The 14,632-nt window shown below is 52.5% G+C and carries 17 protein-coding genes; 13 read left to right on the top strand and 4 right to left on the bottom strand.

Going from position 1 to position 14,632, the window contains the following annotated elements; genetic code table 11:
• Positions 1–24: 24 nt before the first annotated feature.
• The gene (locus RW092_RS02990; protein WP_028537866.1) at positions 25–570 is read left to right on the top strand and encodes a GNAT family N-acetyltransferase; all 546 of its coding nucleotides are present in this window, start codon (positions 25–27) and stop codon (positions 568–570) included.
• A gap of 85 nt (positions 571–655) precedes the next feature.
• Here the strand turns inward: RW092_RS02990 and murI are convergent, their stop codons facing one another.
• Together murI and RW092_RS02980 are read right to left on the bottom strand one after the other, a co-directional pair.
• Entirely contained in the window at positions 656–1,438 is a 783-nt protein-coding gene (gene murI / locus RW092_RS02985) for a glutamate racemase (RefSeq protein ID WP_028537865.1), read from the bottom strand.
• A complete protein-coding gene (locus tag RW092_RS02980) occupies positions 1,419–2,114 on the bottom strand; it encodes an HD domain-containing protein (protein WP_036699295.1) in 696 nt (231 codons plus the stop codon). Before RW092_RS02980 ends, murI begins: the two co-directional genes overlap by 20 nt.
• A gap of 221 nt (positions 2,115–2,335) precedes the next feature.
• Here RW092_RS02980 and RW092_RS02975 point away from each other — a divergent pair, with 221 nt between their 5' ends.
• Entirely contained in the window at positions 2,336–3,154 is an 819-nt protein-coding gene (locus RW092_RS02975) for a VOC family protein (RefSeq protein WP_316009474.1), read from the top strand.
• Positions 3,155–3,162: 8 nt separating this feature from the next.
• Complete coding sequence (locus RW092_RS02970) at positions 3,163–3,798, top strand: hypothetical protein (RefSeq protein ID WP_316009473.1); 636 nt, start codon at positions 3,163–3,165, stop codon at positions 3,796–3,798.
• A 9-nt stretch (positions 3,799–3,807) separates the two neighbouring features.
• Here RW092_RS02970 and RW092_RS02965 read toward each other — a convergent pair whose 3' ends face one another.
• Positions 3,808–4,518 carry a M50 family metallopeptidase gene (locus tag RW092_RS02965; protein ID WP_028537862.1) on the bottom strand — a complete coding sequence of 237 codons (711 nt, stop codon included), beginning with the start codon at positions 4,516–4,518 and terminating at the stop codon, positions 3,808–3,810.
• Positions 4,519–4,643: 125 nt separating this feature from the next.
• Between RW092_RS02965 and RW092_RS02960 the strand changes: the two genes are divergently transcribed.
• The 7 genes from RW092_RS02960 to RW092_RS02930 all read left to right on the top strand — a co-directional run bounded on the left by RW092_RS02960 (position 4,644) and on the right by RW092_RS02930 (position 11,715).
• Complete coding sequence (locus RW092_RS02960) at positions 4,644–6,413, top strand: TerB N-terminal domain-containing protein (RefSeq protein ID WP_316009472.1); 1,770 nt, start codon at positions 4,644–4,646, stop codon at positions 6,411–6,413.
• Between the two features lie 59 nt (positions 6,414–6,472).
• Positions 6,473–7,819: an ATP-binding protein gene (locus RW092_RS02955; protein WP_316009471.1), complete on the top strand. Its 1,347-nt coding sequence runs from the start codon at positions 6,473–6,475 to the stop codon at positions 7,817–7,819.
• The gene (locus RW092_RS02950; protein ID WP_316009470.1) at positions 7,816–10,044 is read left to right on the top strand and encodes a DEAD/DEAH box helicase; all 2,229 of its coding nucleotides are present in this window, start codon (positions 7,816–7,818) and stop codon (positions 10,042–10,044) included. Before RW092_RS02955 ends, RW092_RS02950 begins: the two co-directional genes overlap by 4 nt.
• 12 nt (positions 10,045–10,056) lie before the next feature.
• Positions 10,057–10,356: a nucleotidyltransferase domain-containing protein gene (locus RW092_RS02945; RefSeq protein WP_085170420.1), complete on the top strand. Its 300-nt coding sequence runs from the start codon at positions 10,057–10,059 to the stop codon at positions 10,354–10,356.
• 2 nt (positions 10,357–10,358) lie between these two features.
• Positions 10,359–10,547, top strand: a complete 189-nt coding sequence (locus RW092_RS02940) for a hypothetical protein (RefSeq protein ID WP_085170421.1) — start codon at positions 10,359–10,361, stop codon at positions 10,545–10,547.
• On the top strand, positions 10,534–11,184 hold the full coding sequence (locus RW092_RS02935) for a pentapeptide repeat-containing protein (protein ID WP_316009469.1): 651 nt from the start codon (positions 10,534–10,536) through the stop codon (positions 11,182–11,184). The genes RW092_RS02940 and RW092_RS02935 overlap by 14 nt, the downstream gene beginning before the upstream one ends.
• A gap of 81 nt (positions 11,185–11,265) precedes the next feature.
• Complete coding sequence (locus RW092_RS02930) at positions 11,266–11,715, top strand: PH domain-containing protein (RefSeq protein WP_028537855.1); 450 nt, start codon at positions 11,266–11,268, stop codon at positions 11,713–11,715.
• A gap of 77 nt (positions 11,716–11,792) precedes the next feature.
• Here RW092_RS02930 and RW092_RS02925 read toward each other — a convergent pair whose 3' ends face one another.
• Positions 11,793–13,043, bottom strand: coding sequence for an RICIN domain-containing protein (locus RW092_RS02925; protein WP_410055504.1), 1,251 nt, complete (start codon positions 13,041–13,043; stop codon positions 11,793–11,795).
• Positions 13,044–13,253: 210 nt separating this feature from the next.
• Between RW092_RS02925 and RW092_RS02920 the strand changes: the two genes are divergently transcribed.
• Genes RW092_RS02920 through RW092_RS02910 form a run of 3 tightly spaced genes read left to right on the top strand, consistent with a single transcriptional unit; the run spans position 13,254 to position 14,513 of the window.
• Positions 13,254–13,415: a hypothetical protein gene (locus RW092_RS02920; RefSeq protein WP_316009468.1), complete on the top strand. Its 162-nt coding sequence runs from the start codon at positions 13,254–13,256 to the stop codon at positions 13,413–13,415.
• A gap of 24 nt (positions 13,416–13,439) precedes the next feature.
• On the top strand, positions 13,440–13,937 hold the full coding sequence (locus tag RW092_RS02915) for an RDD family protein (RefSeq protein ID WP_316009467.1): 498 nt from the start codon (positions 13,440–13,442) through the stop codon (positions 13,935–13,937).
• A gap of 6 nt (positions 13,938–13,943) precedes the next feature.
• A complete protein-coding gene (locus RW092_RS02910) occupies positions 13,944–14,513 on the top strand; it encodes a GNAT family N-acetyltransferase (protein WP_316009466.1) in 570 nt (189 codons plus the stop codon).
• Positions 14,514–14,632: the final 119 nt, after the last annotated feature.

The raw sequence follows: 14,632 nt of genomic DNA, 5'->3' as shown, positions 1-14,632 counted from the left end.
TTATGGAAAAAGAGAGGGCTATCTATGAAAAATGAAATCACGACCAAACGATTGACGCTCAAAATCATCGATGACACTTATACGGATCAGGTCTTGGCCTTTGTTATGCGGAATAAAGACTTTCTCAAGGAATGGGAACCTATAAGAACGGAAGACTTCTATACGTACTCCGCTCAACAGGACATCCTGCGGGATGAGGCCGAAACGATGGAGCGAGGCCTGCTCCGGAAGTTCTGGCTGTTCCGAGATGGCCGGATCATCGGCTCGGTGGCACTAAGCAATATTGTCAGAGGGGCGTTCCAGTCTTGTTATATGGGGTATCGAATCGATGAGCAGGAGCAAGGAAAGGGACTGATGACAGAAGCAGTGGAGGCAGTGGTCAACCACGCGTTTCATGAACTGCGCTTGCATCGGATTGAGGCCAACATCATGCCGAGGAATCAAGCTTCACTTCGCGTGGTTCAGAAGTTAGGCTTTCAAAATGAGGGCATCTCAAGAAAATACCTGCAAATTAACGGGAGGTGGGAAGATCATATCCATATGGTTCTGCTCAATGAGGAGATGGAATGATGGAACCTGTGTCCGCGCAGCTCAAAAAAGCCCTGTCCTAAGCGATTTCATCGCCGGGACAAGGCTTTTTATACGTTGCCCTGCATTATTGAACAGAATATTGCGTTTGCAGGTAATCCAGCGCTCGGGCCATTTTGTCCAGATAAGCCGGGTTTTCGTCGGAGCATTTGAACTCGATATGCCCCTTGAATTCTTGATCGGGTTGGGCCGAACAGCCAATCAGCGAACACAGCCGTTCAACGGTACCATGGCTGCCGTCAATCAACTCAATATGGGGAGGCAGGATTTGCTGCAGGATGCTTTTGTAATAAGGAAAATGCGTACATCCCAGCACAATTGTACTGTATTGCGACAAATCGATGCCCGCAAGCTTGCGGCTGAAGTAACGCTCGATTTCGTCCCGATCAAACTGCAGTTGTTCGCAGTATTGCACCAACTCCGGCAGCGGCATCGAATCCACCACTTTGTGGTCGTCCACCCGGGCCACCAGGTCAGTGTATTTCGAGAGGCTTAACGTCAACGAGGTTGCAAAAACCAAAACCCGCTTGCCAGCGGCTTGGCTGCGTTTTACAGCCGGCTTGACGGCTGGCTCCATGCCAACAATCGGAATGTCGTAGGTGCGGCGAAGTTCCTCAATCGCTGCGCTTGTTGCCGTATTGCAAGCCACGACCAAGGCTTTAATGTCGCCCTGCATGATACGACTTACCGATTCCTCGACGTACCGTCTCACTTCGGGCAGCGTCTTCGTCCCGTAAGGCACGTGAAGCGTATCGGCAAAATATAGAAAGTCTTCGTTCGGCAGCTTCCTCATCGCCTCCGTTAACACGGTCAAGCCGCCAATCCCTGAATCAAAAAATGCGATTCTCACTCATATCACCTGAATTTGTTGTGGTTTGTTCATCCTGATGTTCGTCAGCGGCATCCCATTCGCGGTAAAACTGCTCTAAGAAATGCAGCATAAATTCATGCCGTGATTCAGCCAGCTTCCGGGCATACCGGGTATTCATCAAATCTTTTAACTTTAATAGCTTTTCGTAGAAATGATAAATCGTCGTTTTTTCGCGGCTGCGATAATCCAAATCGGAGAAATCCCGCCCCGGTTCATGCATCGATCTGCCTCTGGAACCTCCATAGGCAAATGTTCTGGCAATGCCGATCGCGCCGATGGCATCCAGTCGGTCAGCATCTTGAACGATTTGTCCATTGAGCGTTGCCATAGGGGGATTATTGCCGCCATTATATGACATGGTCGATATAATCTCCATGACTTCGTTGATGACGGATGAATCCTCGATATGTGCTTCCAACCAGCTGCGAACCCGATGCAAGCCGGCTTCCTTGGACGGATTCAGCTTCTCGTCGGCGACGTCGTGCATCAGGGCTGCCAGCTCACATACGAACAAATCTGCCTGCTCCTTACGGGCGATAGCCAAGGCCAACTTCCGCACCCGATGGATATGCCACCAGTCGTGGCCGCTCCCGTCACCGCTGTGCACGTTTTGCACAAAGTGCTCGGCTTGTTCGATGATATGCTGCGGATCCATCTGCACCGTTCCTTTCCAATCCCTAGTTCATAGAAACATCGAATACCATCTTACCGCAAAATCGCCATTCTTTAAACTTGTTTGTGAGTCCCAGTCGCATTATATGAACGAAAGATTCAGAAGGAAGCGGCGCAAAAGCTAAATTTTACCTTTATCCTGCGGACAGGTTCAGCGATAATAGGATTGGAAAGTTCTGTATGAATGGATGAAGGAGGCACCCTATGGCAGCGGGCAAGGAAATCCCCGAGCTTTATTTTGACGTTCAATATATTGATGTGTTGTGGGATAATCATGATCAAGTGGTGAAGTGGTTCGAGAAGTACTTGGGTTGGAAGGTGCTTCGGCAAGAAAACTGGAAGGTGGATCCGCGCTGTTCCCAGGGTAAAATGACGCAGCTTCCTCTTGGAACCTGGTTGGTAACTTATCTTACGGATACCCGGCTCCCCCATCACTATGCAGAACGAGGGACGGTGGATGCCGACCTTCGGGTGTGCTTTCGAACCCGGGAGTTGGATCGTCTGCGGCGAGCATTTGTCACCGATGGCGTACGAGTCTCTTCGGTATATGCCGGACCTGACTCCCGGTATTTCGATGTATGGGCTACCGCCGAAGGCATCCGGTTAACGTTGCAGGAAGATTTGACGTTGCCTTCTGCCGACGTAGCGCCCTCCTGGATTCGGGTAGGCGTCAGTCGATTAAACGAGTCTATTCAATGGTACGGCCAGTATCTGGGCATGAAATGCACCCAGCATGATCCGAAGGGCGGCTACGCGGTGATGGAGATGAAGCTGAATCATTCCGAAGCCAAGTCGCTTTGGGTACTTGAGCAAAAAAGCGATAAGGCTTTCGTCGGCAAAGTGGACGGGCAGGTTCAGCCGGTATGTTGGATTCAGGAGCGCCAGGACTTGTTCAAATATTACCAATATTTAAAACAACGCGGGATCGAAACCTCTGGAATCGGGGGCTATCTGACCCAGGGACTTATCGGCTTTCATTTCTACGATCCAGACGGCAATCGATTTAATATCAGTAGTTTGTGAGGTGTAGGATGAGAAAATACATATATCTTATCCTGGCTTGTGTTCTAGTTGCTTCTTTGGTCCTCACGGGTTGTGAAGGGAGTCGTTCAGAGGTGCTTGACCTAGAGAACCACCTGCCAGATCAGGAAATCAAGGGCATCACGATTGAAAACTTGCCGATGGACAACGAAGAATATGCCATTCTGAAAGCAGCAGGATCAGATCGTGCCTTGGTCTTTGATGTGAACTTAGGCAAGGTTCAAGCCGATCGGGTTCATATATGGATCGATGATTATGAAAATGGGGAAAAAGTGGGCTCCTTGTTTGGGATGGAATCTTCTATAGATCAGGTTCATGACAATTCCTTCAGATTATATTTAACGACGCTTGCAATGGGGAATGGGGACGAGGTCTGGACGCTTGCTTTCCGGCAAAATGGCAACGTGGTTAGCTCGAAAACGGAACTCCCCAAGCAAGATTATGATAGTGCGATGACCCATCCCATGACGTCCATTACTGCGAACCCAAATGAAACGGCCGTTTTGGGCGTAATTGCAAGAAACAAAGGGAAAGACCATATGGAGTCCAGCGATGATGTCGATGCATTAATTCGTGACAATCAGGCGGTTTATGTCATGAGATGTACGGTGATTAAGGATCAATAAGGGTATGTTTTACGGGCTCACTGAGCTACCTCGGCTCATTCTACGCTTCTCCCGGTTCCGTTTGCGGTCATTCCAATACAGCTGCAGCGCGGACAAGGCGCATAACAATGAAATCATTACAAAGATGAGCGACCACACGAGAGGAGCAACCCCTGTCAGCTGGGCCAGATTGGTCGCATCTCCCGCCTGGCTGGGCGATACAATGGAATTTAGCAGCAGCGTGACCGGCCCCAGCACCGACTCTTCCAAGCATAGGAACGACAGCAGCAGGTAATAGAAGTTGCGAATGCGTCCTCCCCACAGGAAAAATGCAGCGTTCACCAGCACAAACAAAATCAACCATCCCCGGCCGTAGCCTGAGCGTACAAACAGCAGCAGCGAGATCAAGGCCAGCATACTGATCAAGACAAGGCCGGCGGCTTGTTGTTGACGGGAATAGCCGAAGAACATGGCAACCGCAAACAGGGAAGCCGAGGTATATCCAGCCAAAGCTACGGCGAATTGGCTCCATCCCGAAGCGAGTACCGAATAGGTGACGCCGCTGTGATCCGGGTGCAGTTCGATGCGAAGCACTTGCCCGGACGCAAGTAAAGTAACAAGGGCATGGCCCAGCTCATGCACCATCGTGTCCAGCATGCGGAACCAATCCGAGAACGGAATCAGTCGGGTTAAAACGGCCGCTCCAATTAGAAAAACACAAGCTTTCAGCCATTTATTCATTAAACCTTCGCCCTCCCCGGCAACTTGCAGTTGCTTTTCATTATAAGGGAGGGCAAAATAGTATTCAAAAGGCGAACAAATTTTCGGTCGGATGGTATAATGGTCGTGACGGAGGTTTAGGAACGATGAATGAAGGTACGGATGAGAAACACAGCTTTTTCAACCGACATTTACATCATAATCGGGAACAACAGACGAGCTCGGAACACCGGTTAATTTTCGCCGAATTGGAAGTGGTGGACGGAAGCAAGCCGGAGGAAGGCCGGAAGGAGCCGGTGAGCCGGGTTGTCGAGCCGGATCTATGGGAGCGTAATACGGATTGGCAGCAGGATTTTCGTTATATCTCCCGGGAGCAACGGTTTGTCCAGAAGGCGAAGGAATTGGCGGAAGCCGTAGAGGGGGCAGCGGAGTTTGTTCCTTTTCAAACGTATTGGCCGACCTATGATGAGATGCAGCCAAGGCAGCTGAAATGGTATTTGTTCTGGCGAGGGGAGGTCCGTTCCGGACGTTATCCGGATACTGATCTGTCCTACATCTTCGTTTATTTGTACGAGCTGATCCATGGAATCGGCTGGTCGGAGCCGGCCGAAGGATATACCTTAATGGAACAAGTCTGGCAGGGTTACCGGCAGCGTTATCCTAAACTGGATCTTTACGTACGGGAGTGGTTATTTGATTTGACCTTGGTGTTCCAACTGGAGGAACGTCCCACGGAACCGATGACAAAGCTGCCCCGCAATTTGTCCATGGAGCTGAAGGAGCTGGAATGGCGCAGAAGATTCACCGCTGAACCGCTGGACTTGAGCTGGGAGCTGTTGCTTAAGCTGATTGATTATGATGTGGAGAAGAGCCGTTTTTACCAGGAGCAAGGGCGTAAGGATATGCAGAATTACGTGCCGAAAGTCATCTCGCTGGTCGACGGCTATCTCTCTAGAAGCAAAGGCATTCGAATTCTGGAGCTGTATAAGCCGACGGAAACTCAAATCGCCCGCTATCTATTCCGCAGCGCGGTATATGATCATGAAATGTATGGGCGCACGAAGACGGTTATTGTCTTGCCCTACAGCGGGCATCCGCCGTTACGCGCATTTCTGACCCAGCTCGTTCGCTTGACGGAGAACTTATTGCGGGAGTTTACCGGGGTTAAGGGGAAGCTGCGGGGGATCGATGTAGGGCCGGAGATCGAGCAGCTGGTCCGACGTTATTTGCACAAGGAATTTGAACGACGGAAGGCAGAAGAAGCGAAAGCCCGGGCACCCAAGGTGAAGATTAACACCGCCAAATTGCGTAAGCTTCAGCAGGAATCCGATGAAGTGCGGGACATGTTGCTCAGCGAGGAGCAGACGCTGGCCTTTACGCCGGAAGCACCGGGAATGCCGCTGGAGCGAGCTGTAACTTCTTTGGGACGCAAGCTCGTTGAAGTTGAACCGTTGCAGCCTGCTCTTGATTTTGAACGGGGATATGAGCAGGTATCGGAAGATTCCACGGCGGCGCGATCCGATCGCGAAGACTTGATCGGGGGGCGTAAAGAGGAGACGGTTATTGCTTCGCAGTCCCCGCAACCGGATAAACAAGCTTCTCAGTCCGTGACTGAGGAACGAAGTGATGCTGAGCAGGTCCAAAGCGAGGCGAATGCGAACCTGCCGGAGGAATGGCAGGAACTGTTCGACGGCTTGACCCCTCCGCAGGCGCTGATGCTGGCCGCCCTGCTCCAGGGCTATAATGCTGCGGAGCGCCAAGCGATTGCCGAGCAAGCTGGCTCCATGCCTGAGTTGCTGATCGATGAGATCAATGAGCTGGCGATGGAGAGAATTGGTGATCTTTTGATCGATGGGGACGAAGTCGTCGAAGACTACCGTGCGGAGCTTAACGAATGGCTTGCAAGTCAACGCTGAGCGATAAGCGATACATTGATTGGATATAGGATAAGTTTGGAACGATGAGGTGAACGAGAATGAAACAGATACAAATCCCCAAGCGGCTGACCACCGCGCTCGTCAATTCCTTGACGGCCGGGGTCGTGCCGCGTGTCGGGCTGGAGCATATCGCGGTCGGACGTAAACCGGAGGTAGCGTCGATCCTGCAGGATATGGACAATATCGCAGAGGGCGGGGCGGCTTTCCGCTTGATCACAGGGCGTTACGGAAGCGGGAAGAGCTTCCTGCTCCAAATGATTCGCAACTATGCGATGGATCGCGATTTTGTGGTGGCTGACGCCGATTTGTCGCCGGAGCGCCGGCTGGTTGGCACGAAAGGTCAAGGGCTGGCAACCTACCGGGAGTTGATGATGCATCTCTCCACTCGGACACGGCCCGACGGCGGCGCGCTGGAGACGATGCTGCAGAAGTGGATCGCCGCTCTCCAACAGGAGCAAATGCAAGCCACCGGCCTGCGTCCCGGTGATCCGCAACTGCATGATGCGGTGGAGCTTCGCATTTATGCGGTGACCAATGAGATGCAAAGTCTTGTGCACGGGTTTGACTTCGCCAAGGTGCTGGCCGCCTACTGGTCAGGCTACAAGCTTGGTGACGATGATCGGAAAGCCGCAGCCTTACGCTGGCTGCGCGGTGAGGTTCCGACCAAAACGGAAGCGCGCCAAGAGCTGGGCGTTGGTGTAATTATCGACGATGATAACTGGTACGATTACATGAAGCTGTGGGCGGAATTTGCCGTGCGCATCGGGTATCGGGGGCTGCTTCTGTTTATCGATGAGGGCGTGAATCTGTACAAAATCACAAACAGCATTTCCCGCCAAAGCAATTACGAGAAGATCCTGACGATGTTCAACGACACGATGCAGGGCAAGGCCCAGTATCTCGGCATCTTCATGGGCGGTACGCCGCAGTTCGTGGAAGACGAGCGGCGGGGGCTGTTCAGCTACGATGCTCTGCGCTCGCGATTGATCGACGGGCGTTACAGCAGCGGGACGCGCCGTTCGTATACGTCGCCAATCCTGAAGTTGGACATGCTGTCGCATGAGGAAATTTTGCTCCTGTTGCAGAAGCTGCGCGAGATTCACGCGATCCATTTCGGTTACACGATGCAACTGACCGATGAACAGCTGATCGTATTTATGCAGGCAGCGGTAAATCGACTGGGGGCTGAGGAGTTGCTCACAACCCGGGAGGTCGTGCGCGATTTTATGGATGTGCTGCACCTGATGCACCAGCAACCGGAGCTTTCGTTCGAGGAACTTATGGGTGAACGGGAACAGGAATATGCGGCGTCGATGAGCCAAGGGGCCAAGGATAAAGGCGGCTCTGACGAGCTGGACGACTTTTTGGCGGAGTTTGAGTTATGAGCGGGCCTAGTCCTTTCTCCCGGTTAGCGCCGTTTATTCAGGAATACATCTATCGCAAAAAATGGGACTCGCTGCGCGATGCCCAGGTGGAAGCCTGTCGTGTGCTGTTCGACACGCCGCACCATCTGTTGATCGCATCCGGCACGGCGTCGGGGAAGACGGAAGCCGCCTTTTTCCCTGCGCTGACAGAGCTTTATCATCGGCCATCGGAATCCGTTGGCATTCTATACATTGGGCCGTTAAAGGCATTGATTAACGACCAGTTTGAGCGGATCAAGGAGTTGCTACGGGATGGGGAAGTGCCGGTCTGGCATTGGCACGGGGACGTCGCCCAAGCGGAGAAAACCAAGCTGATGCAGCGCCCCAGCGGTGTCCTGCAAATTACCCCCGAGTCGCTGGAAGGGCTGCTGATGAACCGCCCGAATGCAATCCCCGCGTTGTTCCATGACCTGCGGTATATCATGATCGACGAGGTGCACGCCTTTATGGGGGCCGACCGGGGGATTCAGGTCATCAGCCAACTTACCCGATTGGAGCGGATGGCTTCTTGTAAGCCGAGACGAATCGGTTTGTCGGCTACGCTTGGTGATTACGAGATTGCAGCCCGTTGGCTGGGGGCGGGGACGCCGCAGCCGGTGGAGGTGGTCTCGCCGCCGGGCGGACGTAAACTGAAGTTGTCGGTGGAGCATTTCTCCTTCCCAGATGCCCGCGATGAACGGGAAGCGGAGCATCTTGAGCTGGCCAAGCAGAAGTATTACAACTTCATTTACGACAACACCCATCGCAAAAAAGCGCTCGTCTTCACCAACAGCCGTACGGACGCCGAGTTGACTACGCTGGAGCTTCGCCGGATCGCAGCGAAGCGGGAGGAGCGCGATGTGTTCCATGTTCATCACGGCAGCATTTCGGCGATGCTGCGCGAGGAGACCGAGGCCGCGCTGCGCTCCGGCCCGGGACCGGCGGTAGCCGCAGCGACGGTGACGCTGGAGCTCGGCATCGACCTGGGCGAGCTGGAGCGGGTCATCCAGCTTGGCGCACCCTACAGCTGCTCCAGCTTTGTGCAGCGGTTGGGACGCTCCGGCCGGCGCGGTGATCAGGCATCGGAGATGATGTTCCTCTGCGCGGAAGAAGAAGATGAGGACGCCCAATTGCCGGCACGAATGCCGTGGACGTTGCTGCGGGCGATCGCGGTCATCGAGCTGTATGTGCGTGAGCGCTGGGTGGAACCGGTCGAGCTGCGCAAGAAGCCGGTTGGCGTGCTGTACCATCAGACGATGAGCACGCTCAAGAGCATTGGCGAAGCGGAACCGGCGGATTTGGCCCGGGCTGTGCTGACATTGCCGGCGTTTCGCGGCGTTGAGCCGGAGGAGTACAAGGCAATGCTGCAGTACCTGCTGCAAACCGACCATATTCAGCAGACCGAGGAAGGCACCCTGATCATCGGACTCGGCGGAGAGAAGATCGTAAATAACTTTCGCTTCTACGCGGTCTTTAAGGATGACGAGGAGCATGTCGTCTATAACGGCTCGGAGGAAATCGGCAGTATCACTACTGTGCCGCCGCCTGGCTATTGCTTCTCGCTCGCCGGGAAGCTGTGGAAGGTCGAGGAAGTGGACAGCAAGCATAAAGCGGTGTACGTCAAATCCTCGCGCGGCAAAGTGGATACGCTTTGGCTTGGTGCTGGGGGAGATGTACATACACGGGTCATGCAGAAGATGCGCCAGGTGTTGGAGGAACACACCTTGTACCCGTATCTTGCTCCGGGCGCGGCTAATCGTTTGGAACGGGCGCGCCGGTTAGCCCGGGAGAGCGGGCTGCTGAGAAGTCCTGTCATTCCGGCTGGCGGCGATTCGCTGTTTATTTTACCGTGGGCGGGAAGCAAGCAGTTCCGAACCTTGGAACGTCTGCTGAAGCATAATTTGACGGACCCGATGGGCTTGCGCCAAGTCGTTCCGATGGAACCTTATTATATGGTGGTGTCAGGAAGAGCAGGTGCCGAGGAGCTGCTAGCCGCGATTCAGGCGGAACTGAATTCCATCCCTCATCCTGAGGCATTGCTGGCTGCATCCGAATCCCCTTATCTGGGGAAATACGATGAGTTCGTACCGCCTGAGCTGGTGCGTCGGGCTTACGCTGTGGATGGGCTGGATGTAAAAGGGTTGGCCGAAGCTTTAGAAGCGGCGGGGAAGCCAAGTGAATATCGCTCGGGCAGTTCTAAGGAGTAGTGGAGGGCTACCATGGAAATAGAGCTCATATTGGAACGTATCGTGAATCAACTGCAGGGAACAGAAGGTCTTCAAGCCATCGTTCTGGCAGGGTCGCGGGCGACGAATACCCATCGTCCCGATTCAGATATTGATATCGGTCTGTACTATGATGGCGAGAACGGCTTAGATATTGCTAGACTGAATCAAATCGCCAAGGAACTTGATGATCAGCACCGCAACAATCTGATGACAGGGATCGGCGAATGGGGGCCCGGGGTGAATGGCGGCGGTTGGCTGATCATCGGCGGATACCATGTGGATTTTCTGTAGCGGTGCGCAACATTCAATCGTTTGCATTCCGACCGGAACGTTACAAGGAACGATTGGATGGGGTTTACGCCAAGCTGGGCCCGGACCCGAAGGGAATCCGCGAAAGCATCCAAGAACTCCGAAGATTGATCGATGAAGTAAATGAGCTCGCGAAGACGTCAACCGGGAGGAAGCCTGATGAGTACGAGTAAAAAAACGAAATTTAGCCCTCCGCAGCTTACGGCTGAATTAACGGAAGCGGGTTGGGCGGATGTGCTGGACGATGAGGACCATGAGCTGGTTGGAGCATCGGTGGCGGGTGCATCCTATGAGTACGGGAATATCGAAAAATGCATTTTATCCAAAGTGAGGCTTCGGGGTTGTTCCTTTGTTAGTACCGCTTTTGAGCGAATGGACATGACCGACGTCGTGTTGGAAAATTGCGATTTATCCAACGCGGTGCTGGAGAAAGCCATCATCCACCGGGTGCATTTCAAGGATTGCAAGTTGACGGGGTTGAATTTGTCCAAAATAATTGCGGGCTCCGTGCTGTTTGAACGTTGCGTGATGAATTTATGCGATTTTGTGGAAGCTTCCTTAAAGCAAGTGAGATTTCAGGACTGTTCTCTGCAGAATGCGAATTTCTACGGCGCTAAATTCAAAGAGATTGAGCTGCTGAACTCGGATCTGAATGAGGCGGATTTTAACGATACCTCGCTAAAGGGGATAGATATTAGCACCTGTACGTTCGAACGCATTGACATCCCCGCCTATGCTTTGGCAGGTTGTACTGTTTCCCCGGAGCAAGCGATCGGCTTTGCCAAACTGCTTGGCCTGATCGTAAAATAATACAAAAACGCACATAACACCCGGATACATCCGGCAATATCTCGACGATACTCGTAAACGTGAATTGCAGGAGGGCTGACTATGCGATTCAAAACGAAACGGGATCCGTTATTTGTATGCCTTTGGCTATTCTTTCTCTTCGTTGCTAATCTCGTACTGCTCTGGCCGTTGCTGCTTGACCCAAAAGCGTTAACACGAACGGAGCTTGTAGGGATCATCGTGCCCGATGCGCTCGTCACCCTATTACTGGCTTGGTTAGCACTGGATATCTCCTATGTGATTAGAGAAGATCTGCTGCTAGTTAAAGGCGGGATGTTTCGTTCGAAAATCCGTTATAACGATATCACTCGAATCACGCGTCAACCGAATATCTGGCTGGGATATCGGCTTTTATTCTCGCGGGATGCAATCGAAATCCATTACCGGAACGGTGTCCTGGGCAGCGTCGTCATTTCGCCGGTGGATCAGGAGCGATTCATTCAAGAGCTGATTCGCCGGAACCCCTCGATCGAATTTAGCGACCAACCTTGAACAGGGGGCATAACAACCTGCTAGCACACTACAAGGGGCGAAAGTGAAATTCCGCCCCTTTGCTCTGAAGTTTTAGCTTAGTTTACCTTCGTAAACATCCACTTCTGCGCATCTGTGCCGTTATCGGTCCACTGCTGTACCGCCGCTCCGTCCGCTGTTGAAGCGCCAGATACATCCATGACCAAACCGCTGGCTTTGGAGATCAGCTTGAAGTATCCGCCGCCGGCATCCACGATCCGCCACCGCTGCGCGTCCGTACCGTTATCCGTCCATTGCTGTAGCTGTACGCCAGCGGCTGTGCTTGCACTAGGCACGTCCAACACCTTGCCGCTATGAATGGCGGTCAGCTTATAATAGCCGTCGCCGGTAGATTCCAGACGGAAACGTTGGTTGCTGGCGGAATAGTTGGTCCATTGCTGAATTTTAGCGCCGTCCGCAGTGGAGACATCCGTGACATCCAGTACCTTGCCGCTGACTTTGGAGGCGATGGTGTATACCGCACCGTTCTCAAGCGCGGGAGAGGATCCCCCTTGATCCTGATAGACGCGAACATAATCCACAAGCATTTGTGCCGGGAACGGGGTCGAGCCGTTCGGGCTGCCCGGCCAGTTACCGCCAACGGCGAGGTTCAGCAGAATGAAGAACGGCTTCTGGAATTCTTCTGTATTTCCGGTTCCGTTGGCGATATAGATCTCGTTGTACTGAACGCCGTCAGCGAACCAGCGGATATAGCTCGGATCCCATTCGATCGAGTACGTGTGGAATTGCGAGAAATCCAAATTGCCCGAAGCCCGGCCGTAAGAGGCATATCCATTGGCGTCCCAATGGACGGTTCCGTGGACAACCGATTCATTGTTGACATGTTCCATAATATCGATTTCTCCACAGTAAGGCCAACCGACATCTCTGAAGCTTTCGCCCAGCATCCAGAATGCCGGCCATATGCCTTGTCCAGTAAGAATCTTTATGCGGGCTTCGATCTTGCCGTACTTGAAGCTCTTTAAGCCTTGGGTTTTGATTCGTGCGGAGGTATAGTTTCTTCCTTCATAATTTTCTCGCTGAGCGGTGATGACCAGATTGCCGCCTGTAACCTGTACGTTTTGCGGCCTGTCGGTATAATACTGAAGTTCGTTGTTCCCCCATCCGTTATAGCCGGTGCCAATTTCGGGGGTCCATACGCCTCGATTTAACGAGGAACCGTTAAATTCATCGCTCCAGACCAACTGCCAGTTGGGAGCCGCGCTTGTTGTGTTGGGGACGGGAATAAAGACGACCAGGAGGGTAAGCACCAGGAAGAGGAGAATCGGTTTACCGCGTTTTAGCATCATGAACAATCGCTCCTTTCAAAATTGAATGGATTGGGCTGACAGTCCAAATGCGAAATTCATACTAAACCGATTTCGATCTTGTTATGATAGCGCTATCATTAAATAGATTACCATTTAAAGGTTTGTTTTACAACAACTTTTTTACAGGTTTTTCAAATTGATGGGGTTCTGGTATTCTGGTATCAATTCAAGATGGAACGGGGGAAAGCTATGAATCTGCGAATATTAAAAGAGGGCGATGCGCAAGTTTATCAAAGCCTGCGATTGCAAGGATTGCAGGAATATCCGGATGCCTTCGGTTCGACCTTTGAGCGGGAAGTGGCCTGGAGCGAATATGATCATCCTTGTATATCCCAAAGAATCGGCGGGTGAGATATGAGACTCGCCCTGAAGAGGTTGTTGGCCTATTGGATCGATTTCACGATGCTGGCAGTTGTTTTGGTCGCAGTACAATGGCTGGTGAATTTCGCCGCTTCCGGCTTCCCCTTTAGCGAATTTGACAAGGGGATTGAAATTGAATTATGGGTGCTGGCTACGATGTCGTTGCCGGTATGGAGTTATTTTATTGTGATGGAGCTGCGTCATGGACAGACGTTCGGGAAAAAGTGGCTTAACCTGTGCGTCACCAATCGCCAAGGTGATCCGATCCAAATCGGGCAAGCGTTGGCTAGAACGGCGGTACGCTTGTTGCCGTGGGAGATGGCCCATACCATCATCTTGGTGCCCGAACCCTGGTGGAGCGTGGATACGCCGGCGCATCCAGGCTGGATTTACCTGCCGAACGGTTTAATGATCGTTTATCTTGTGATATTATTTTCCACTAAGGGAAGCCGGACTTGCCACGATCTGGTGGCTGGCACGAAGGTGAATCCAAGCGCACGAGAGAGAGGGTGATAACCGATGAAGTATTTTAAGAAGCTGGTGGGGGCCAGACTGTACTTGTCCCCGGTAAATCCAGAGGATGCGGAGACGTATGCTGATTGGATCAACGATCTTACCGTTTCCGTCCGGTTAGGGACATCCCGTGACGTGATCGGGTTGCAACGGGAGCAGAGATTTCTGGAAGACTTGGCCAAGGAAGGTCAAAATTATGCCATTGTTCGACTGGATGGAGATCAGTTGCTAGGCAATTGTTCGTTATTTGCTATCGATCATGTCCGCAGAGTGGCTGAGGCGGGGATCTTCTTGGGAGATGAGGGGCAGCGGGGGCAAGGATACGGCACCGAGGCGCTGCAACTCCTATGCGAATATGGATTTAAGATCTTGAATCTCAACAACATCATGCTGCGCGTTTTTGAGTTCAACCAACCGGCCATCCGATGCTACGAAAAAGCGGGGTTCCGCGAGTTTGGCCGCAGATCGCAAAGCTACTATGTGAACAATACTTACTTCGACGAAATCTACATGGAACTGCTGCGGGACAATTGCCAGACGAATTTTCTGGATGCGAAGCTGCCCCGCCGCGAATAGAACATATGCTGCATGACCCGGCTAAACGTATACGAGAGCCGGGTTGTATTTTATGCGAAAGGGAGACGACTCAAATCATTCAGGAGCGGTTTCAGCTATAGGTAATCTGGAGTTACTCT

Origin of the sequence: Paenibacillus sp. 3LSP (genome assembly GCF_032465655.1) — a bacterium.
GTDB lineage: Bacteria > Bacillota > Bacilli > Paenibacillales > Paenibacillaceae > Fontibacillus > Fontibacillus barengoltzii.
The sequence above is the reverse complement of the archived record's forward strand: the minus strand, read 5'-3'. Positions and strand labels throughout refer to the sequence as shown.